The sequence below is a fragment of the Desulfosediminicola flagellatus genome (assembly GCF_005116655.2).
Lineage (GTDB): Bacteria > Desulfobacterota > Desulfobulbia > Desulfobulbales > Desulfocapsaceae > Desulfopila > Desulfopila flagellata.
The window spans coordinates 3,776,725-3,798,606 of sequence record NZ_CP050698.1; the positions used below are offsets into that span (position 1 = coordinate 3,776,725).

A 21,882-nucleotide genomic window follows, 5' to 3' on the forward strand; every position below is an offset into this window, starting at 1 on the left:
CAGGAAGATGATTCTACATCCTGAAAGTTAAGAATCACTACTACTATTCAAGCAAACTACGCTCTTCTACAGAGAGGAAGTGGTCTGAAGCACTCAGTCGCTTCAGTCGTAAATGCAATACTTTCTGGAGCATGAAGTTCATTACATTCTGATAATACCCAATATCACTTCTAAATTTCCACTGTTTCCGTGCATTGAGTTCTAACAGAACAGACCGTATCGACTGGTGCTCTGGTGCACTGTCGCGTATTTGAGCTTCGAATTGTGTATTCAACTGAAATACAAACGGGATATTCTCTGGTTCCACTCCGCTCAAAGACCATGAAAAGTCGGATTTCAAGCTCGCTTCTCCTATATATGCATCATATATTCGTGTATTTCCGTCTTCCGGCGAAACAAGAGAGAGCACCAGCCTCTCTTTATGGGAATACATATAATATGTTTTCCCGGGTACTGGTTTGAACTTGAACTCGCAAGAAAGAACCACAAGGGAATGAAGGTAGTCTGTAGCAATTCTTTTCAGACTATCTCTATGGACTGAAGGGAGTTGAAGGGTTTCCTGGGCCTGAGACAGTATGCCCAGCGTCTGGCATGTCCCCTTCCCCTGCGGGTTTGGATTCTTAGAGGAATACTCGGGTTCCACATCAACACAATGTGAATTTTCTGAACGTAAATCTTTAATTACCATTGCATAGGAACAGAAAAAATTGATCAGCAGGTCACTACCCCTGACTCACACGATAAATTTCTTCGATAGTGGTTTGGCCGGCCAGGACCTTATTTGCGCCATCACTTCGCAGAGTAATCAGACCGTTTTCTTCTATGGCACGGCGTTTTATCTCATTTGCATCTGAGGTTGTCAACACCAGGCTCTTCATCGCAGGCGTCATTATCATGAGTTCATATATACCTTTTCTGCCGCGATAGCCCGTATGATGACATCTGGTGCATCCTTTGCCCCTATAGAGTTCAACGCCTTTAAACTCTTCTGGGTTTAATCCGATTTTCTTAAGTTCCTCAGGATCTGGTAAATATGGTTCTTTACAGTTTTCGCAAAGAATACGTACCAGACGTTGAGCAAGAATTGCATTTATTGATGAGGCGATAAGAAACGGTTCAATTCCCATATCACGCAATCGGGTAATCGCACTAGGAGCATCATTGGTATGAAGGGTAGAAAACACCAGGTGGCCTGTTAAGGCAGATTGAATGGCAATTTCAGCTGTCTCTGAATCACGTATCTCTCCAACCAGAATCACGTCGGGATCCTGTCGAACTATTGAGCGAAGTCCCGAAGCAAAGGTAAGATCAATTTTCGAATTCACCTGAACCTGGCCAATACCACTAATTCGATATTCTATCGGATCTTCAACTGTAATGATATTGATATCGGTATTGTTAATTGAGGTAAGCGCCGCATAGAGAGTAGTTGTCTTACCCGATCCGGTTGGTCCTGTAACAAGGACAATACCGTTAGCAGCTTTAATCTGGGTTGAAAAGTCAGCCAACCTGTCAGCTGGCATTCCCAGATCTGCCAACGACATCAATATTGAAGACTTATCAAGTAAACGTAACACCACCCTTTCCCCAAAGGCTGTAGGCAGTGTTGAAACTCGAACATCAATTTCCTTATTGCCAACCTTGAGCTCAATACGACCATCCTGCGGTAATCGCTTCTCGGCGATATCGAGTTTGGCCATAATCTTTACTCTGGATACCAGTGTGGATTGCACATGCTTAGGAGGACTGAACATATCATATAAGATGCCGTCCAATCGTTGCCTGATCTTCAGACTGTTTTGATACGGCTCAATATGGATATCGGAAGCACCCTCGCGAACCGCTTGCGCAAACATAAAGTTCACAAGTTTTATGACCGGCGAGTCACTTGTATCGTCCAGAAGGTCGCCAACTTCCCCTATTTCACTGAACAACTGCTCGGGATCCTCATCGTCAATATCCTGCATCACCTCTTCAGCAGTATCCTGTGTCATATCATACGCATAGTTAATTGCGCTGACAATTGCCTGATGAGGGCATAGTACCGGTCTCACTCCCTCCCACTGCAACATACGCCGCAGATCATCCAAAGGCTGAAACATTGAGGGATCATTAATAGCAATAAACGAATCCTCAGCAGTTACTACCGGCACCATACGGTTTTTTTTAAGAAAGCCGATATACACACCAGCTGTAAACTCTGTCTGAATCTCGGTCGGCAACTGTTGTGCGACCTCTATCTCAAATTGAATACCAAGCGCCTTCAGAACGTCAAATTCATCAATTGCCTTACTCTTAATAAGCAGTTCACCAATACGTTCCGTTCCGGTACCCGCATTAATAGCATCTCTGATTACCTCAGGTGACAAGTTGCAGCTCTCCTGCAATATTTCGCCGAGTTTTTTCATGTAGGTACTGTCATCCTTGATGAGAATAGTGATATCACAAACATCTCAAACTTATTGCCTGGTGCGCATTTCCTGTCGTAACCGCTCGATATTTTCTCGTGCTATACGTACAAGCGGCAGTCCCTGTTTATCAGGATCACTCGCTTCAACGGCTGTCGCTGCTGTTCCGGTTGTAATCACTTGCTGATAATAGTCGAGAGCCTGCCTGTGCTGCCCTTCTCGTTCTGAAACAACACCAATATTTAAAAGCGTGTATGGATTATTGGAGTCATAGGCGAGCGCCTCCTCAAAATAGTCACGTGCCTCGCGTAACCTGTTATCCACAAGTTTGGCATAGCCCCTTTCGGTAAGTATTATTGCATGCTGCTTATTCTCACGACTATACATCGTCTCTGTATCAACACCAGGCATCACAGATTTCATTACATCTTCTTTTTCTAGCGTTACACCAGCGATATCAGCCGGATTTCGAACTATCTTTGGGGTAATAAAGATGAACATATTGTTTTTGACTACACCGGTTGACTTAGATTTGAAGAGCCATCCCAATCCCGGAATATCGCCAAGTAGTGGCACCTTAACCTCACCAACTGTTGTATCCTCACCAATGATACCTCCAATAACAACAGTATCCATATCATTGATTATAACATTGGTGTTTGCGGTCCTTCTAAACGTTGTCGGTGTGAGTTCCAAACTGCTGGCTTTCAATTTTACGATTTCCGTCTCAATCTCCAGACGCATGGTATCCGCCTGATTGATATGTGGCGTAATAACCATCTTGGTTGCCACATCCCGATATTCATACTGCGTATAGTCCTGTGCGCTGTCTGTGGTATTCTGACTGGTAATGTACGGTACATTCTCACCGACACTGATTTCAGCCTTTTTATTATCTGTAGTCAGAATCTGCGGTGCAGAAATAATATTGATATCGGAGTCACTCTTATATGCTCTTAATATTGCTCCGATGTTCGGAAATGTCACGCCACCAATCTTGATTCCCTGTTTCAGCACGCCGAAAGAAAAACCATCAGGAAGAGAAGGATCTTCTGCATCAATACCTCCCAGCAAAGAAAAGGGTGAATCAGAATTACTACTAAATCCTGAAGCAAGTGCCCCTGTACTATCAGCAAATGAACCACCCAATGCCCATTCCACACCTACATCAAAATCCTTGCTGGTATTCACCTCCAGAATCAACGCTTCCAGGTAGACCATCTGGCGAGGAATATCGAGCTTTTTGATCACCCCTTCGAGCACTAAATATTCTTCACGACTTGCGGTAATAATCAGTGAATTTGTCTCCTCATCTGCTGTTATCTTAACATCCTTCGATATCGCAGGAGCCTTGCCCTTGTCGGTTTCTGCCGCCTGGGATGTTGGCAGAGCCGTCAACACTTTTGCAAGTTCAGTTGCGTAAGCATTTTGCAGATAAAAAACATGAATATTCCCTTCACCACGCTGCACCGGGGTATCAAGCAATTCAACAAGATGTTTAACCCGCTTGATTTCATCCTTGCTTGAGAGCACCACAAGTGAATTAACACGTTCATATGGCACAACCTTGACGGTCCCCTTCTGGATTGACCCTTTTTTGCTGGCAGTTGTACGCTGGTAGACTGTATTGAGAATCTTTGCAATTGAGCTGGCGGCTGCGTTCTGCATCGGGATCACTGCCACCTCTTCTGTGGTATATTCAACATCCAGCTCTTTAATAATCGCCATCAGACGCTGAATATTGGATAGCGTTTCGGTAATGATCAGCATTCCCGAGTCTGGATGAGAGATAACCACCGATGTTTTTGAAACAAGTGGCGTAAGCACCTTTTTCATATCATCAGGGGAGCTATATTCTAAAGGTACCAGCTGAGTAACAACCTTATCTTCAGGATGGCGCACCATCCCCATTCTAATAGTCTCAACGCTCTTTGATCTTGCTGCAGCAGATGGCAGGATTTTTATGACTGAACCCGATTCAACAGTAGTAAACCCGTGAACTTCAAGAACGGACTCAAAAACTCTATACGCCTCTTCTTCTGAGATTTTAGTTGGCGAAAGAATTGTCACATTTCCCTGTACCGACTTGTCGACGACAAAGTTCTTTTTAGTCAACTCACTGATATACTTAATAAACAACCGTATATCTACATTATCAAAGTCTATGGTAATAAACCGTTTACTGACGGTTGAACCACTATTTTCGATTACCGTCTGTCCATCGTCAGCCGCAATAAGCCCTTCAGCTGTAAAGCAAACGATAAATGATAGTAGAAACATTAGAGGTAATCTCAAACATCTCATGAACTCTTCCCCTGGTAGTTATTAGCGGGATAGTTAAAATAAAGACTACCCCTGATATCTGTAACTCTTTTACCACTACTACTGCTGCTCCGGCTCCTGCTCCTGCTCTTCCGGTTGCTCCTGCTCTTCCTGCTCCGTTTCCTCTTCCTGCTCTTCTTCCTCTGCCTCCAGCTCCTGTTCAACTTCCTCGGTATCATCAGGAAGTTCAATATCTCCAAGAGATTCAGGCGGAACTTGTTCTCCGGTTGATCTAACAACTGTGCTTGCTGTTGTACTTCTTGGGCGGACAATTCGTCGTGTGGGTCTCACTACTCGCGGCTTCGTAATACGTTGTCGTGTTGTTACGTTTTGGTTTGAACCTGTTTGCGCTCCAATAGTTCCTCGTCGCGTAGTCGGACTGACCGAGGTGGGACGCTGTGACCTCGGTCCAAATTGAGCAGCTTCACTCATATCAAGCATTTCATCTTTGCCATTATGACTAAGTATCACCTTTCCTCGCCGAATCTCTTTTATATCAGCCCCCTGAACCTCATCACCAATAGCATAAAGTTCCTGTTTTCTATCTTTTTTATTCAGAATAATAGCACGACTATTTTCACCACTGCCGATGGTTCCCATCAACACAACTTCAAGCTCAGTAACCTCTAATTCTTCTTCAACTTCTGGCTGAGGTTCTTGTATTTCACCCGCTACAGGAGGTTTCCCAAAGAGATTCCTCTTCGTTATTATCGAATAGTTAACTGTTTTCCTCAGATTCTCGTCGTTCACATCCCCACTCTCAACTACTTTTGGATCTGCAGGGATCTCTACCTCAGTAACAGGACTAGTGAGGACAAACCGCTCTAGCGCGAGATAAAAGCCTTCCACCCCTGCAACACAAGCCACTGTTATCACAAGAAACGGAAGAATATTGAAAATTCGCGTAGTCATTATTACTTACCTATAAGGTGCCGAACCGAAACCTCGGGTTACCGATTGTTCCAGAAATATTAAAGGGCAAGGCTGTCTTTCTGTACTGTTTTTGCAACCTTTTTACGACTCGAAGAACTTGAGGCTTTTCTTTTAAAAAGTCTTTTTGCGGCACCAGACTGCCGCTCACATTTACATTGCTTGATTCAACTCTGTCGGAGATGTTTACACTTCCTTCAAATTCCGCATCTATCTCTTTTCCCTTAAACGTCCCTTCTATCAGCTCAAGTGACCCGTTTTTAAAAGTCAATCCGGCCTCCAGAGATATAACCTCCATCTCTTTCAGTGACAACACTGGCTGCATCAATGAAAATTTTCCATCTCTGAGGGTAATCACTCCTTTAATATCTTTGTCGCCTCCCGCCATTGAAGCTGAGTACGAGCCTAAAAACTTCAGCTGGCCGGAAATCTCACGTCGCGATACCATGCGCACATATTTAGATTGCGAGATATCTACAGCTGATAATTCTATGTCATCAAGTGTGAATTTATCATCGCGAGGAGCAAACAGGAGTTGACTCGTGAATGTGCCGTTATAAAGATCGCCACTTAACGAATAATCGAGTCCAAAGCCACTCAAAATTGGACGAATACGTATGTTTTGGAGGCGTAGTATTTCGTCTCCGGAAGTTTTTTCTGCGATTACAGCCTTGTTGAGATAAATATTAAAGGGCAATTGCAGTTTGAATGTTCCAACATTGACATCAGTTCCCTCAAATGCCTCTTCGATTTTTCTTTCAGCAAATTTTTCAAATTTATCTGCGGGAAACCGAACATACAGCAAAACGCAGGTCAGCAGCAGTGCATACAAAAGATAACTCAGGAATTGCATGACTGAAGGGGCTCTCATCTCCACGATTATGCTGCCTCCATGAACGTAACAATCTGCAGTATCACATCGAGATACCCCTGTTTCTTAGCACTCACCTGTATAGACAACCGCTTAATTGAAACGACGTTCTTTTCGGATTCAGTTAAGTTTAGAAATCTAACCAGTTGCTCAAGCGTGACATCCTGTAGCTTCAATTCAACAACAGATTCTTCCAAAGAACCACCTTCAGCTGATATAACTGAAGGTTTCATATATTTAATCAACTCCTTCACCTGCGATTTCTCGGCTTGCTGGTCCAGAAAGGTAAACAGTGTGAACCCCTTTGCGCGCTTTGCCAGATTTGCCTTAATTCCACCTTCTTCAATTCGAAGCTCGGAATATTCCTGTTTGAGGAGTTGAATCTCAACAAGTTCCCGTTCCTGCAATTCAACGGATTTGATTAAACGATGCCTGGCCTCTATATAAGGCGATAAAATAAAGTGATAGAAAAGAACACCCAGAATTGCTAAACCTGCCCCCAGCACGAGCAACCGCTCCCGGGCTGACATATCATCGACACCGGTCTTGGCCCGAATATTTTGAATAACATTTTGTAATGATGAGATATTCATAATCTATTATTGCAGTGCCAGTTTCAATTCAAAACGGACTTCTCCACCTTTGGGAGCGAGGTTTGCCGAACTGATTGTTACGGACTTAAAATATTCTGATTTTTCCAATTCTTTCTTTACATTATCAACAGTGTTGAAGTCTTTGGTTTCTGCTTTAATTCGTATATCATCCTGATCTGCTACTAATCTGGTGATTACAATAGGCAGGTTCTCTGGAATCCTTGAAGATAACTCCGAAAGCAATGCAAGCTTGCCAAGGTTTCCCCCGCCTTTGCCCCCGCTCCTGTATACTTCACGCGTTTCGTTAATCTTAACTGTCAGTTCTTTCAGCGGGTATCTAATTATCTTTGCCTCCGGCATAGCCTGCTGCGCAACGGCAAAAACTTCATTTTTCAATGTATCCCTTCGATTCTCAAGTTCATTGAATTCCCAAAAAAGAAACAAAAACACACCAAGACTGAGGACTCCGAGTGGCACGACAGTGGCCATAACGATTTTTCGAATATTTTTCAGAGAAGGTTGTTTTTTAAAATCACCCTTCCTGAAATTCAGAACTGCACATCCTTTCCTATTGTAGGTTGCAAGAGCAAGAGCACGGTTCATCATGGCCGGGTTCCATGGCATGCTTTCCGACGGCTCAATCTTGACCAAGGGCTGCCGGGCGATATCACATGCCTGGATATCAAGAGGCAGTGCCTCTTTAAGCTGACCAAATAATTCCGGATCTAACCCTACACCGCCATTCACAAAACATGGTCCACCTTTTTCCAGCAAGGCGGCGTGCCCGACTGAAAGCAGCGTCTGCTTGACAGGCAACACCAACCGACGCACCACCTCATTAATCTTTTCGGGATTTTTCACATCAACCGTACACCCGTCATCAGCAAGGGAAAAACCGGCAATATCCTCGGCGTCTACCCCCAGAGAACGAACAAGTGCAATTTTGCCATTATTGATAAGGATAAGCGTTGTCTGCTTGAAACTGATATCGAGGAGTACAAACCTTTTCAGTCCTGTGACGGAGGCTAAAACAGCAGCGGTCTGTAGGCCACTTACCCCGAATAATTCGGGATCGAGACCCTCAGCCTGAAAGGTGGCAAGGGTGTCGGCAACGAAACCTTTGTCAACCATTGCTGCAAGAACCTCAGTTCCCTTACTTTCAATTTCAGAAAACAGGTAGTCAATATGTAAGTCTTGAATCCTGTGGGAGGTGAGCTCCTCTATCTCAAAAGGGAGAACTTTTGCGACCTTTCGCTTATCAACAAACGGGAGTAGAAGATTTCTAAAAAAACAGTTTTCAGCACTTACAGACAGCCGACAAGCCCCATCCTTAAAGCCTGTCTGCCTGATAACATCCTGAACAGCTTCAGCAACTCCTCCCTCTTTGGCGATAGCGACGCCAAAACCGGAAACCACTGAGATTTTCTGGTCAATGTCCAGCATCACTCCAGAAACACAATCGTCATGGATATCTATTGCGAGCAGATTTTCCACCGATATCACTCCACTTTCCGATAGAGGAAACTGACAGTGTTTTCTTTATTTCGTTCAACTATTGCAGTCATAATTCTTCGTTGATCATTAAAAACACCTTCAGCATCTATTTTAAAATAGGAGCTGGTAGTTGAAATCACCTTTCCCGACAACTCAATGTCGTTAGGAAACCCTGTAACGTCACGATACCATTCTACGGTTTCAAGGTTTTCGTAATTACCTTCCTCATTTCGAAATTCAGCCAACAATTCTGACAACTCCGCCGTCATAAAAGAGTGCATTGCCTGCAGCAACTCCTCTGATGCCGTATTAATGTTAATTGTGCCATCTGAGCCATACACCGTTATATAATCAACCAGTCCGGGACGATCTTCGTCACCAAACAGCAATTCAGGGGTGATACCCTTTACCAACAGCAAATCCTCTATAACAGTTACAGGACCATTCTGACATTCATATGAATTTTCCAATGATCTGTAATAGCTAGATTCAGCACCGAAATCAGATTCCCGGTCATCACTGTCGAGCCAATCTACAAGAGCATCCACAATTTCCCGAGCCTCCTGTTCATCCTCTATGCCAAAGGTACCGGAAAGAAGCAATCTATTCAATATTTCTCTGTTTTCATTGGTATTTTGTTCCTCCTCGCCCTCCTGTTCACCTTCACTTTCCTGAACAAGGCTATTAATCTGTAACTTCCCGGACAGATCAGTTATCTCAAGATTCAATACACCTCTACCAAATAAGCCGGGGAAAGATTCCACATCAATTACTGCCCACTGGTCCTGCAACGTATCGTATGTATTGGCTTTACCATCTGCTTCAAGTAACGCAGCAGCAATGGTAAACCCTGATTTAGAAATCATTCGCAAACGCTGCCCGTCAAGCTGGGCCGCTGATGCAAAATAATTCTGCCTCACGGACCTGTTAAACTGAACGGTCACTGCAATAAGCAGGCTGATTACCATTATGGTGATCAACAGCGCCATGCCTTGATTCTCAGCCAACTTCTTGATACGCATTATTCGTCCGCCTTTTTCTCAGATGGTGCTTGAGGAATGGCAACAGAAGTTCTAAATGTCACACCTTCTTCAACGGAATCCACTTCACCCAAAAGTACATTTATGCGTACCAAAGCCGGTAAATTGATGGCAGTAGCCTGCTCTTCAGCATCTTGCAGTGATTCTTGTGGTTCACTGTCCCAACTATCCCGCTCATCTCCATCCGCAGTAACATAGGTGACCTGAAAGGCCAGGAGTCCCTGCGCAAGCAGCAAGCCGTTATCTTCATCGTCATCTTCAACTTCAGTTTCACCAGGCCGCATCGGCACGTCAGATCGATAAAGATTGATACGCCCCGACTCATCTTCTTCAGCGGTATACCTGAGAATAGTTCGCCCAGCCTTCTGTTCATTTCTATTAAACAGAAGATGTGCAGATGAGGTAAAGGAAAGATTATCTCCCCGATTACCAGCCACCTCTCCTTTTTCTCCTTCGAGATAGCCACCTTCACCAACATATAGCGACTCGAAATCCGCTGTTAATCGCTCGAGTATAACACGTGCTTCAGAAGTAAGATTCACCTGCTTCTCAACACCGTTTACGGTATGAAATGTCGCCCTATATGCTCCATAGACGGAGGTGACAACCACGGAAAAAATAAATATCGAGGTCAGTAACTCTATAAGAGTAAAGCCACTTTTCTTGTCTGCCGAAGAAAAACAGCTCATTGCTCAAGACTCTCGCGACCGTAATAGGTGAACGTCGCTGAAAACAATTCAGACTCCCAGCTTATAATGATATCTAATCGTTTGATAGGATCCTCAAGTTCCTCCAACAATTCAACATCTCCAAAATCTGCATCCAGCACTTCAACTTTCCAGGTAAAGCCTGAAAAATCATCACCGAATTCACCTTCATCATCTATGAATCCGGCAAGGCCTGACTCATATTCGGCAATTTTTTCCTGTGCCAGCAAAGCGGCAGTAGAATTAAATTTTGACTCAGCAGCTAAAGAAAGACTTTGAGATTGAGAACCAAAGAGGCTTGTAAAGGCAATGGCGATAATTGCAATCGCTATCATCACTTCAAGCAATGTGAATCCCAACTCACTACAGGGAAGAGCACTGCAGGAATCATTAGGCACAAAATCTCTGATAGAGATATTATTGGATTTCATAATACCCTTCCTGTACCTCAATACCCGGAAGAAGTGGAGAAATCACTAAACTCAAGCCATCTCCATCATCATTTTCAAGATGGAGTATTGTCTGATCAAGATACCCCTGACGACTTATCCACAGTTCAGGAACCCCTCTACTGGTGGTACCTGTTGCTTTAGCCCAGATGTCGCGCAAATCAACATCTTCGTGCAATTGCAAGACACCTTCTTCAGGAGGTTCCTGTTTTCCCGGACGCTCTTCTCTCTCTTGAATGTACCAGAGTCGATTCTCATCAATATCTATATAAAGCAGATATGATTGTTGTTCACGAATCGCTTTCTCCCGCACACCTCCAACATAGCCGATGATCTTCCGACTTGCTGATTTCAGCGGATCATCAAACAATGTGTCCCGCATTGCAGGCACGCTGACTACCAGCAACAAGCCGATCAACGCGACAACTATAATGAGCTCAAGTAAGGTAAACCCGGATAGTCTCTTAACGGTTACAACCCCATTGCTTTTAAAACGAAGTTCCCCCTCAATCCGCAGAACCCACAGAGGCAATTACTCAATCTCCCAGCTGTTCACATCTGCATCATTGTCCTCTCCTCCCGCTTCTCCGTCCGAACCATAAGAACTCAGATCAAAATCCCCCTGAACTCCAGGACTGAGGTACACAAAATCATTGCCCCATGGGTCCTGCGGTACCTTACTTTTTTCAAGATAACCGCCCTTTCGCCATTTGGCAGGAAGTTTTCCAGTAGAAGGTGGTTCTACAAGCGCCTGGAGCCCCTGTTCAGTTGTTGGATAGGATCCGTTATCAAGCTTGTACATCTTCAGTGCAGTTTCCATTGCACTAATCTGCAAGGCAGCCTTTGTCCGCTTAGCCTCTTCAGGATGACCCATTATTTTCGGACCGATATAACCGGCCAGTATGCCAATAATTACTAATACAACCAGCAACTCGATTAAAGTAAAACCACGCTCATTCAATCCGACGGACTTTGTAATATTTCGACTGTAATTCTCAGAATTCATATTCTTTTTTCGCCCCTTATGCGAATCACCGACCTTATCAGCATCAAACTGAATAAGGAAAAAACACTCAGCATAGCAAAAAACATCAGAGCATTGCCATGCAACAATAGATAACTTATACCCACAACAGGCAGAAGACTAAGCCGGGTTATGGCGCGTACTCCTTCATGCCCCCTGATAAAGTCTGCAAGATACGGAGAATAATCATAATAAACCGCAATAAACTTTCTGCCCAGTACATATTTTTGTAAAACACGATCTCTTAACTCCCGAAGGACGACAACATGTTTATTCAGTTTTGATCCAAAGGCTGCAGTTGCTATAAAACAGCTGTCGCTTGTTCGAAAAGACACCTGATTACCATACATTACAGTGTCATCTTCCAATACAGCAAAAGCACGTACATAATACAAAACATCAGGAGTTATACTATTAATATCACTACCAAACTCACCAAACCCCGTTCCATCACTGGTCTGACCTGAACGAACCACGGTATAATTATTGGTGTTATCAAATCCATTTTCAGAAAATATCCCATCGGCTTCAGGAAGAACTGCGGCATCATCATCATCGTCAACCCTGTAGGAAGGATAAGGGGTGATGCTGTACGTTACTCCGCGCTCTTTTATACTTTGCGGAATACAGTCTGACAGGCACGTCTCCTCACAATCCGCATCTTCATCGTTTCTACATTCAGATTCACAATAATTCTGACAGTAGCTCTCTGACGTTTTCGGAGTAATTACACCTCCTCCCGCAGCACTGTTTCTTGTGATATCAAAAATGGGAAAGGTTGAAACAATAAACCTCCCTGTTACAACACCTCCAACGCTATCCCCTATGGCTCGTGTCATTCCCGTCAGTTCACCGGCTGCATATCGCGCCACAGCAATGTCATTGTCTGTATCGTTTGATGTAAAACCTGCAGTAACCACATTGCCTTCAGGTGTAACAGCGATCGCACGTCCGACATCATCACCTGATGCTATATCCGTCACAAGATAGCTGGCTGAAAACGATACGGTTTCAGCGGATGCCTGCAACTCACCGTCACTATCCAGTAATGATGTCTCCATTTGATTTTCCTGTGAGCCGGATTCATCAACCTCGATAAGGATCATGTCCTTTCCGGCTGGAGTGAGTTCATAACCTGTCATGAGAAACGAACCATCAGGACGTTGAACGAGGTCATAGGCAACGCCATCATACCCCATATCACCATAGACAAATCCTTCTCTACCAAAACTTGCATCGACATCTCCATTCTCAAGAAATCTGACAAGAATCGGTACACGGTATGATCCGTTATGTATGTAGCCGGCGGCCATAATCTTTTCATCTTGTGCGATAAGACTATCGAAAAGTTCAATGTCATTTCCGGCAATATTGAGGATGACCTCTCCATTTCGGCCAAAAACCGGATCAGGCGAGCCACTGCTGTTTAACTGCAGCAGGCTCCCAGCATAACCACCGTTACTTGAATTGGAACCCGCAATAAGGATTTCGCCATTACTTTTTAAACTTAAAGCATTGGAGCTGATATCATACGGACGTTCAAAAAGCTTTTGTCCATCTTCACCAAATAGCGAATCTACATCCCCATCACTCTCAAGTCGTACAACTACAGCTGCAACATCACTATTATCACGACTCTTTGAGCCACTGACAACAATCGCACCTTGAGGTGTAACTGCTACCGTATTGGCGAATTCATCTCCATCTTTGTATGAAAGTATAACATGCCCGTTAGAACCGAAGGTGCTATCAAGATCTCCATCTTTGGTCAGCCGCACCACCGCCATATCCTGATCCCCATTTTCGGTAGAGCCTGCAATGACAATGCTACCATCTTCCTGTAAGGCAAGGGCGCGGCCAATCGTATCACCAGATCCGAAGCTAAAGGTTGCCATGCCGCCGTTATTAAACTCAGTATCAAGGGTGCCATCAGCAAGATATCTCCCGACCGAAAGATTCTTTACCGCACCATTATAACTGAAACCGGTGACAATAATTTTCCCATCCGGCTGGACGATCAGGTCAAACGCCTCATCATCACCAAACCCCATATCGGTAATAGCAACGCCATTTTCACCAAAAGTTGTATCAAGCCCTTCCGCTGAATGAACTGAAAGAGAATTACCTAGAAAAACCGAAAAAGAAATGAGTCCAAAAGTTATTACTTTCTGAAGATTTCGCATTTGAATTTCCTCAAGTAGTATATCTACAAGAATGTCATATACCCTGTAATAGTCACATCAATTGAATAACACATACATTCAGCTTCACATACAGCAACCGGCTGTAATACTGGATTTTTCAGTTCAGCAACAGGGCATAATGCTTATATACACTATGCATAACAATTACCTATAAGACGAATATACCCCCGCCTTCACCTGCCAAAACACACGGAGTCTTAAAGACAATTAATTAATGAAATCATATCATGAAGCATAAAAATCCACAAAGATTACAGCACCCACAGAGAACTTATTGCACCATCTGATTCATCTCAAATATCGGCAGCAATATTGATAAAACCACAAAACCTACTGCCGCCCCCATGAAAACAATCATAATAGGTTCAATAAGTGAAGTCATACCGAGTATTGCTACTTCCACATCCCGCTCATATGAAGAAGAAACCTTCTCAAGCATCCCTTCGAGGTTACCACTTTGTTCACCCACCGAAATCATCTGGACAAACATAGGGGGAAACCACGGAGAATTAGACAGAGCAACAGTCATACTTTTGCCCTTTTCGACATGATCCATCGCTTCATCTATCACCGAGGCAATGTGCACGTTATTAACCAGAGTTTTAACAATTTCCATCGAGGTCATCAACCCTACACTGCTGTTAAGCAAGCTACCTAATGTGGATGCAAATCGGGCAAGAAACACTTTGCGTACTACCGGACCTACCACAGGTGCCTTAAGCTTTAATAAATCCCAGAGCGAACGCCCGGCGGGAAGACTGACAAAATAGCGCAGCCCGAAAATCAACAGAGCAAAAAGTGCTACAACAATCCACCAGAAACGTTTTAGAAAGTCGCTAAGTTCGATGAGAAATCTGGTCGGCCAGGGCAAGACCCTTCCCATTTCACTAAAAACCGAGGTGATATTAGGCACGACATATGTCACAAGAACAAAGAGGATTGCAGCACCAATTATCGCCATAAATAACGGATAGATGAGCGCTGCCTGTAAACGACTCTGAAGTGCCTGTTGTTTCTCGCCAAAATCAGCAAGTCTTTCAAGCACAACATCCAGAGTACCTGAGGCCTCTCCCGCCCTGATCATATTCAGATAGATAGTTGAAAAGAGCTTAGGGTGGTCACTCAATGCACGAGTTAGAGTTTCTCCCTCATTAACTTTTTCCCGGACCTGAGCAATAACCCGCTTAAATGCTGGATTACCAGTTTGATCAACAAGAGAGGAGAGCGACTGAACAAGAGGAATACCTGCACCCAGAAGTGTGGCAAGCTGGCGTGTCATCACGTGTACTTCTTCTGATTTCACCCTGTCAAAAAAGCCTATCCCACCACTTTTTTTACCAAACGCAGTCCCCTTCGACTTGCTCTGCTTTATCGAAACAGGATACTTACCGGAAGAACGCAGCTTGCTCCTGGCCTGTCCTTCACTCTCTGCGTCGATAATGCCTTTTACATTTTTCCCTGAACTATTCAGGGCTTTATATTCATATACTGGCATAGCGATTACATGTAACTATATAAAATTTAATGTAGATTTATCAAATATTCGATCCATGTTAGGTGCAAATCTCAAGAGTTACAACAAAAAAGAAAGAGAGATGGAAATAATCCTCATTTTACCATATACTGCAAATGCTTACTGTGGCGGGAAATACACCAACACCTTTACGTCGAATCACGGCACAACTTTTCCTTACATATTGTAGAATAAACTACTCGGATATGTACACTCATTATTTCGGACTCACAGAAAAGCCGTTTGCGATATCGCCAAATCCTCGTTACCTATTTATGAGTGAGCGACATAGGGAAGCTCTTGCTCATCTACTATATGGTATCGAAAGCGATGGCTGCATCTTTTTGTTAACGGGAGATGTCGGAACCGGTAAAACGACAATGTGCCGATGCCTGCTTGAACAGCTTCCGGAAAAAGCTGATATAGCCATAGTGCTCAACCCAAAACTCACAGCCAGGGATCTCCTGATAACAATATGTGAAGAATTCGGTGTTTCGCCAAGCAGTCAAACGGCTTCCATAAAAACGTACATCGATATTCTCAATTCCCACCTGTTACAATCCCACGCTGCAGGGAGAGTCACTGCTGTAATAATTGATGAAGCTCAGAATCTTGATATCAATGTCCTTGAACAGTTACGCATGCTTACTAATCTGGAAACAGATGAACACAAATTGTTGCGAATATTTCTTATCGGGCAGCCAGAACTACGAGACATTCTCAACAAAAAAGGTCTCACCCAAATAAACCAGCGCATTACAGGACGGTACCACTTATCGCCTCTGCAACCAGCAGATGTACATGCCTACATCCATCACAGACTCAGTGTGGCAGGGTATGACCAGAGTGAGCTTTTTTCTAAAAAAGCGATAAAATATGTTGTGAAAATGACCCGCGGGATACCGCGCCTTATCAACGTGCTCTGTGACAGAGCATTGCTTGGCGCCTATGCCGAAAACTCCGATCATGTGAGTTACAGTATTATGAAAAAGGCTGGTCACGAGATTTTCCCTCAGACAAGCAAAGTTTTCAGTATCAGCACCAGAGAAGTGCTTATCGGCGGTGCGTTCCTCTGCAGCCTTGCCCTTGCTGCATTTTTCCTTTTGCTCCCGAACGCAAAAGACGTTGAATCAGAATCGCAACAATACCCCATTGACCTAAAACACGACCTTCAGGAAGTAACCACTGAGAATGCTGAGAGCACAGTTAAGCAAATCAACAACCCTAAGCAAGAAAAACAGGTTGAAAGTAAAACAACCCACTCAGTCAAAAAGCAGGAGATTAAAAAAGCGGTAACAACTCCGGCAGTAACGAAACCGGATACGATAAGCCGATTAAAAACCACTCCTCCTCAAAAGGTTTCAGCACTGGACAATTCCAGAGGGCTCCAGCTAGTCCTTCCGGCAAATGTCAAGCATCCAGACATTCCGCTGACTCCTCTCTCTCGAACTCCTGAATATGTACCAAACCCGACCATGTATACTATTAAAATTTCTGCACCACTGATAGTTCTTGAAAAAGCAGGTCCTACCCCCCAGGAACAAGCTATGAATTTACTCTTAAGATAAGAACGTGTCGTAATGTCATATATCCTTGAAGCATTAAAAAAATCTGATCAGGAACGTCAGAAGAAACAGATTCCTGATTTACAGACAAACCACGCCCCGTTCTATCCTGGTGCCGGACGATCGCGCAGAAAGAAACGATCCCCATTAACACTGCCCCTTATTTCAGGGCTGATTCTGGTGATTGCAGTGGCCACCCTGTTCGTTTTCAGTGACAAGTCACCCTTATCATTCCGACTTAATGTCACCATCAACGAAGATTCCAAAAAACAGAACATCGACATCGAACACGAGACTCAGGAAGTTCTCAAAGTCAACGAGGCTCAGGAGTCTTTTAAAGTGCCGCCTGTTGAAGAGACTGCACATGTAGAAGCTGAACCGCCTCAGAACACTGTCGAGCAAACTGTCCAGTTGCCCGCTCCAGTTGTTATTGAAAAGCCCGCTCCAGGTGTTATTGAAAACAATCAGGATCAGACTCCTCAAGAGGAGGTCATCTATGAACCGGTGCCGCTTATCGCAGAAAACTCTCAGCCAGAGATTATTATAGAGATTCCTGCAACTCAACCTGATGTGCCTTTTCTCTCAGAATTACCCGTAGAGTTACAGGACATGCTCCCTAAACTCTCATATGCAGGACATGCCTACTCAGGCACACCTGAGGAGCGGATGATCATCATAAATAACACCATCAGACGGGAAGGTGAAAAGATTGCTCCAGACTTGCGACTTATGGAGATTACCTGGGAAGGAGTGATTTTCAAATTTAAAGGAACGAAATTTCAAGTAGTCACAACCAAATAACGTGCAAAAACTAACCTCCTACTCTATCTCCATATCTATTTTCTTGAAACACTCATCACAGATTCCATGAGAGAACTTTGCTCCGGAATGTTCTCTCAAATAGCGTTCCAGCTTCTTCCATTTCCCCTTTTCGTCTTTAATTTTTTTACAATACGAACATATCGGCAACAGGCCGCGCAGAGTATTGACCTCTGCAAGAGCATCATTAAGTTGCTTGATCAGCCTCTCCTGGGCCAATATCATTTTTCTAAGACGAATATGAGTGCTGACTCGTGACTGCATCTCTTCCTGCCTGAAAGGCTTGGATATGTAATCAACGCCACCACTTCGAAAGCCATTCACGACATCTGCCATTTCCTTTTTTGCCGTAACAAAAATGATAGGAATCTGAGCAGTGACAGGGTCAGCCTTAAGCTCCCTGCAGGTCTCATAGCCATCCATACCCGGCATCATAACATCCATTAATATGAGATCCGGCACACTATGCCGAGCAATCTTTAGAGCCATTTCTCCACTGGTGGCTATGCTGAGGTCATAGCCATCACCTTCAAGAAATGTAAGTATAACATCGATATTTGCGGCATTATCATCTACAACCAGTACCTTTGCAGGATCTTCCGATTCTATATATGTATTCAATTTTTCCATATATCATCTGCCTAGCTAATTGAGTTCATCTCTCACTTCAGTAGATTTCAGCAGCGTTAAGATTTCCTCAAGTTCATATACATCCAGATGCTTTTGAAGCAGCCGGGTAAACGATCTGCTCACATCAGCCGTTGATTGCAGCTCCTGCAAAAGTTTCTTTAATTCATTAATTTTTCCATATTCTGCAGCAGTAATTAGACGATCTCGCAAATCTTCTGACAAAGCAACATCCTGGGTTGCTAAAGGATTATTGTCAGTTACGGTCTTGTTCTCCTCACCTGTCTCCTGCTGGAGTTTAAGAGAAAGACCAAGAACAGAAGCCATACACTCAATGACTTGCGTTATGTTACACGGCTTAATAATAATTCCCTGGACACCCAACTGCTCCTGTGTCTCACTCAGCGAATCGAAGGCAGCAGCGGTAATCATGACAATTGGTGGAGCATCACTACCATAAATCCGTTTAATATTTGTTATTGTCTCTGCCCCATCCATTTCCGGCATATAGCGATCAAGAAAGATGATATCGGGTGTTTCGACCTTGAGTACCTTGAGCGCTTCCAGGCCATTCTCCGCTTCAAGTGTATTAATATTGGTTTTATTGAGCAGATGTGTAAGCATAGCACGGCTTAGCTTATCATCATCGACAATAAGAGCGGTAAGTGATTTATCAGATTCAATTCCCGCAATTTTGCGGGGGTGTTTGTCAGCAGGCAACGAAGATATCTCAGCCTTAGGAAGAGTCATCTCAAAACAAAACCTGGTTCCCTGCGGCTCGTTTGACATCACTTCTAATTTGCTGCCCATCATTTCCAGAAAACGATTTGTTATCGACAGACCGAGGCCTGTTCCCTCTTTACCTGTACTCCCGCTGATATCGGTAAATGGTTCAAATATTGATATCCTGTGTTCTTCAGGTATGCCCGGCCCTGTATCTTCAATGCTAAATTTGTACAGGTCATCATTCTCGATATTCACCCGCAGGACGACTCCACCCTTATTGGTAAATTTGACAGCGTTACCGAGCAGATTTATAAGAATTTGACGTACCTTTCCTGCATCTGCGATCACGGGGACTGTACGTTTCGGGTCAATCCCGACAACCTGCCAGGTAAGGCTCTTTTCTGAACAACGCAACTGGAACATACTCGACATATTTCTGATAAGCAGACAGAGATCAAAGGCGGACGGTTTCAAATCCATCCGTCCAGCCTCAATCTTGGAAAGATCAAGGATATCATTAATCAATCCGAGCAGATGGCTCCCTCCACGATCAATTGCCTCCACTGCTTTCCGCACCTGTCCATCAAGATCATCTCTTGCCTGAAGAATCTGGGCATATCCAAGAATTGCATTGAGCGGAGTACGGATTTCGTGGCTCATGTTTGCCACAAAATTACTCTTATACTGATTCGCCCGCTCTGCAGACTCTTTTGCCTTTTTCAGATCCTGCTCTACACGTTCGCGGACCTCTATTTCATTTTCAAGCTGGCGATTAGACTTGGCAAGATCGGCGGTACGAGCATCAACCTTTTTTTCAAGATTCTGGTAGAGCTGCTTCAGATTATTGCTCATCATATTGAAAGCTCTGGCAAGATCTCCGATCTCATCTTTCCTGCGGGCAACCCGTGTCTCAACAAACTCACCCCGCGCCAGATTCTTCACCACTCCGGAAAGGTTAACTACCGGGGAAATGAAGTTATAGCTTAAAAATGCATTAATGCTCAAACCTACAAGAACCAGAATTATAGTGACTACAATAACAAGCCTGATGATATAGTCCCATATCTGCTTCCTCACCGGAGCAAGTTCCAGTCCAATCTCAACCTTACCAATGACCTCATTATCCTTTTCTATCGGAGTTTCTATAACGAGGATATCATCGTTTATACGACGTTCATTCTTAACAACCTTCTCACCGTGAACGGTCACATCGACCTCTACCAGCGACTTGCCTTCAGCATCATAGATCTCGCAAAACGCAACCCCTTCAGACTGTTCAACATTCCGCGCAACTTCCTGAACGATAAAAAAGCTATATTTTTGAATAGGAGTTGCACAGAATTTTGCAACGAGAGTTGCAAGCCCCTTACCCTTCATCTCGATATCGTTTTCGAGCCTCTGTCGCTCACGATTAAGGAAAAGGATACAGGAGATCATCAGGCATATTAATAATATCAACAATATGCCAATGGTAATCCTGGGTTTAAGCCGTAACTCTATACTCATTCCGTCTGGTTCCCGCTGTCCGTATCCATAGATTCGAGATAATTTGAAACGCTAATTTTTCCCGACATTATATCGTTCTCTATTGTTGTCAGCTGATTGAGCACATGATCAGGAATGAGATGCCGGGTAAATTTCATCTCACTTAATCCAACTCCATGTTCTTTCAAGCCATAGTGTTTAATTCCGGGAACAACATCTCCTTCCAGGATTTTTTTCACTTCACTGTACGTTGCATTATCAAGACGCTTCATCATGCTTGTAAGGACAAATCCTTCGGCAATATGGTCCTGATCAGAATCTACACCTATTGCAAACATTTGAGATTCTTTTGCAGCCTGAATAACGCCGTTGCCAGTCAATCCAGCAGCTGCATAAATTATATCCACTCCACTTCCATACATCTCTTTCGCAATCTCAAATCCTGCTGCAGGGTCTCTAAAACCTGAAAAATCCGGTGCCTTACTCAAAAACTTTTTTCGAATCTTGACCTCGGGATTAGTATATTTTGCTCCATCCTCAAATCCCTTTCGGAAAACGTGCATAACCGGAATATCAACACCACCAATAAATCCTACAACACCAGTTTTAGTCATCATTCCAGCCAGAGCACCAACCAGAAAAGACCCCTCATTTACCGAGTAAATAATGCTCACGACATTGGGTAGGTCGGTCACAGGAGCATCCTGTAATATGAAAAATATGTCCGGATAGAGCCGGGCATATTTCTCAACTGTGCCTTGCAGGTAAAAGCCGTTTGCGACGATAATCTGAGAGCCTTTATCAATAAGACGAATCATGGCAGCTTCAAATTCTGCTTCGGTATCTTTACTGTCGTCGTAAACAAGCCTGAGATCATGTTCCTGCTTAACCAGGATCAATCCGGCATAGGTCATATCATTGAAACTCTGATCACCCAGTCCGGATATTCCGAGCAACAATCCAAGTACCTGTTCATGCTTTTCTGTAGACGCTGCAGAAGTGTCCGCCATTGCATAATTTGCCATTAACAATATAATTATTATGCTTTTCACTACTATCGCCTTGATCGATTTCACCATCATTGCTCTCATAATCAATCGCTTCA

General features: G+C 43.8%; 19 protein-coding genes. 2 read left to right on the forward strand and 17 right to left on the reverse strand.

Features of this window, described 5'->3' with window-relative positions:
• Positions 1-43: 43 nt before the first annotated feature.
• The 14 genes from FCL46_RS15580 to gspF all read right to left on the reverse strand — a co-directional run bounded on the left by FCL46_RS15580 (position 44) and on the right by gspF (position 15,537).
• Positions 44-643 (reverse strand): DUF2452 domain-containing protein, encoded by a 600-nt coding sequence (locus FCL46_RS15580; protein WP_167505828.1) that lies wholly within the window; start codon positions 641-643, stop codon positions 44-46.
• A 79-nt stretch (positions 644-722) separates the two neighbouring features.
• Entirely contained in the window at positions 723-2,408 is a 1,686-nt protein-coding gene (gene gspE / locus FCL46_RS15585; RefSeq protein ID WP_136806703.1) for a type II secretion system ATPase GspE, read from the reverse strand.
• A 51-nt stretch (positions 2,409-2,459) separates the two neighbouring features.
• On the reverse strand, positions 2,460-4,688 hold the full coding sequence (gene gspD, locus FCL46_RS15590) for a type II secretion system secretin GspD (protein WP_167505827.1): 2,229 nt from the start codon (positions 4,686-4,688) through the stop codon (positions 2,460-2,462).
• 102 nt (positions 4,689-4,790) lie between these two features.
• Positions 4,791-5,642 carry a type II secretion system protein N gene (locus FCL46_RS15595; protein ID WP_136806701.1) on the reverse strand — a complete coding sequence of 284 codons (852 nt, stop codon included), beginning with the start codon at positions 5,640-5,642 and terminating at the stop codon, positions 4,791-4,793.
• A 10-nt stretch (positions 5,643-5,652) separates the two neighbouring features.
• On the reverse strand, positions 5,653-6,531 hold the full coding sequence (gene gspN, locus FCL46_RS15600) for a type II secretion system protein GspN (RefSeq protein ID WP_228723429.1): 879 nt from the start codon (positions 6,529-6,531) through the stop codon (positions 5,653-5,655).
• Between the two features lie 8 nt (positions 6,532-6,539).
• The gene (gene gspM, locus FCL46_RS15605) at positions 6,540-7,124 is read right to left on the reverse strand and encodes a type II secretion system protein GspM (protein ID WP_136806699.1); all 585 of its coding nucleotides are present in this window, start codon (positions 7,122-7,124) and stop codon (positions 6,540-6,542) included.
• Positions 7,125-7,130: 6 nt separating this feature from the next.
• Entirely contained in the window at positions 7,131-8,618 is a 1,488-nt protein-coding gene (locus FCL46_RS15610; RefSeq protein WP_136806698.1) for a PilN domain-containing protein, read from the reverse strand.
• Between the two features lie 5 nt (positions 8,619-8,623).
• Positions 8,624-9,640 carry a type II secretion system minor pseudopilin GspK gene (gene gspK / locus FCL46_RS15615; protein WP_136806697.1) on the reverse strand — a complete coding sequence of 339 codons (1,017 nt, stop codon included), beginning with the start codon at positions 9,638-9,640 and terminating at the stop codon, positions 8,624-8,626.
• A complete protein-coding gene (locus tag FCL46_RS15620) occupies positions 9,640-10,347 on the reverse strand; it encodes a PulJ/GspJ family protein (RefSeq protein WP_136806696.1) in 708 nt (235 codons plus the stop codon). The genes gspK and FCL46_RS15620 overlap by 1 nt, the downstream gene beginning before the upstream one ends.
• Positions 10,344-10,796 (reverse strand): type IV pilus modification PilV family protein, encoded by a 453-nt coding sequence (locus FCL46_RS15625; protein ID WP_136806695.1) that lies wholly within the window; start codon positions 10,794-10,796, stop codon positions 10,344-10,346. The genes FCL46_RS15620 and FCL46_RS15625 overlap by 4 nt, the downstream gene beginning before the upstream one ends.
• Positions 10,783-11,346 (reverse strand): prepilin-type N-terminal cleavage/methylation domain-containing protein, encoded by a 564-nt coding sequence (locus tag FCL46_RS15630; protein ID WP_136806694.1) that lies wholly within the window; start codon positions 11,344-11,346, stop codon positions 10,783-10,785. Before FCL46_RS15630 ends, FCL46_RS15625 begins: the two co-directional genes overlap by 14 nt.
• Complete coding sequence (gene gspG / locus FCL46_RS15635; protein ID WP_136806693.1) at positions 11,347-11,820, reverse strand: type II secretion system major pseudopilin GspG; 474 nt, start codon at positions 11,818-11,820, stop codon at positions 11,347-11,349.
• Entirely contained in the window at positions 11,817-14,021 is a 2,205-nt protein-coding gene (locus FCL46_RS15640) for a delta-60 repeat domain-containing protein (protein ID WP_136806692.1), read from the reverse strand. The genes gspG and FCL46_RS15640 overlap by 4 nt, the downstream gene beginning before the upstream one ends.
• A gap of 292 nt (positions 14,022-14,313) precedes the next feature.
• Complete coding sequence (gene gspF, locus FCL46_RS15645) at positions 14,314-15,537, reverse strand: type II secretion system inner membrane protein GspF (protein ID WP_136806691.1); 1,224 nt, start codon at positions 15,535-15,537, stop codon at positions 14,314-14,316.
• A gap of 293 nt (positions 15,538-15,830) precedes the next feature.
• Between gspF and FCL46_RS15650 the strand changes: the two genes are divergently transcribed.
• Entirely contained in the window at positions 15,831-17,123 is a 1,293-nt protein-coding gene (locus tag FCL46_RS15650; RefSeq protein WP_217909449.1) for an ExeA family protein, read from the forward strand.
• Positions 17,124-17,135: 12 nt separating this feature from the next.
• Positions 17,136-17,921: a general secretion pathway protein GspB gene (locus FCL46_RS15655; RefSeq protein WP_136806689.1), complete on the forward strand. Its 786-nt coding sequence runs from the start codon at positions 17,136-17,138 to the stop codon at positions 17,919-17,921.
• 18 nt (positions 17,922-17,939) lie between these two features.
• Here the strand turns inward: FCL46_RS15655 and FCL46_RS15660 are convergent, their stop codons facing one another.
• The 3 genes from FCL46_RS15660 to FCL46_RS15670 are packed head-to-tail and all read right to left on the reverse strand — an operon-like array spanning position 17,940 to position 21,859.
• Positions 17,940-18,569, reverse strand: coding sequence for a response regulator (locus FCL46_RS15660; protein ID WP_136806688.1), 630 nt, complete (start codon positions 18,567-18,569; stop codon positions 17,940-17,942).
• Positions 18,570-18,584: 15 nt separating this feature from the next.
• Positions 18,585-20,798 (reverse strand): ATP-binding protein, encoded by a 2,214-nt coding sequence (locus FCL46_RS15665; RefSeq protein ID WP_136806687.1) that lies wholly within the window; start codon positions 20,796-20,798, stop codon positions 18,585-18,587.
• Positions 20,795-21,859, reverse strand: coding sequence for a BMP family lipoprotein (locus FCL46_RS15670; RefSeq protein ID WP_167505826.1), 1,065 nt, complete (start codon positions 21,857-21,859; stop codon positions 20,795-20,797). Before FCL46_RS15670 ends, FCL46_RS15665 begins: the two co-directional genes overlap by 4 nt.
• Positions 21,860-21,882 lie beyond the last annotated feature (23 nt).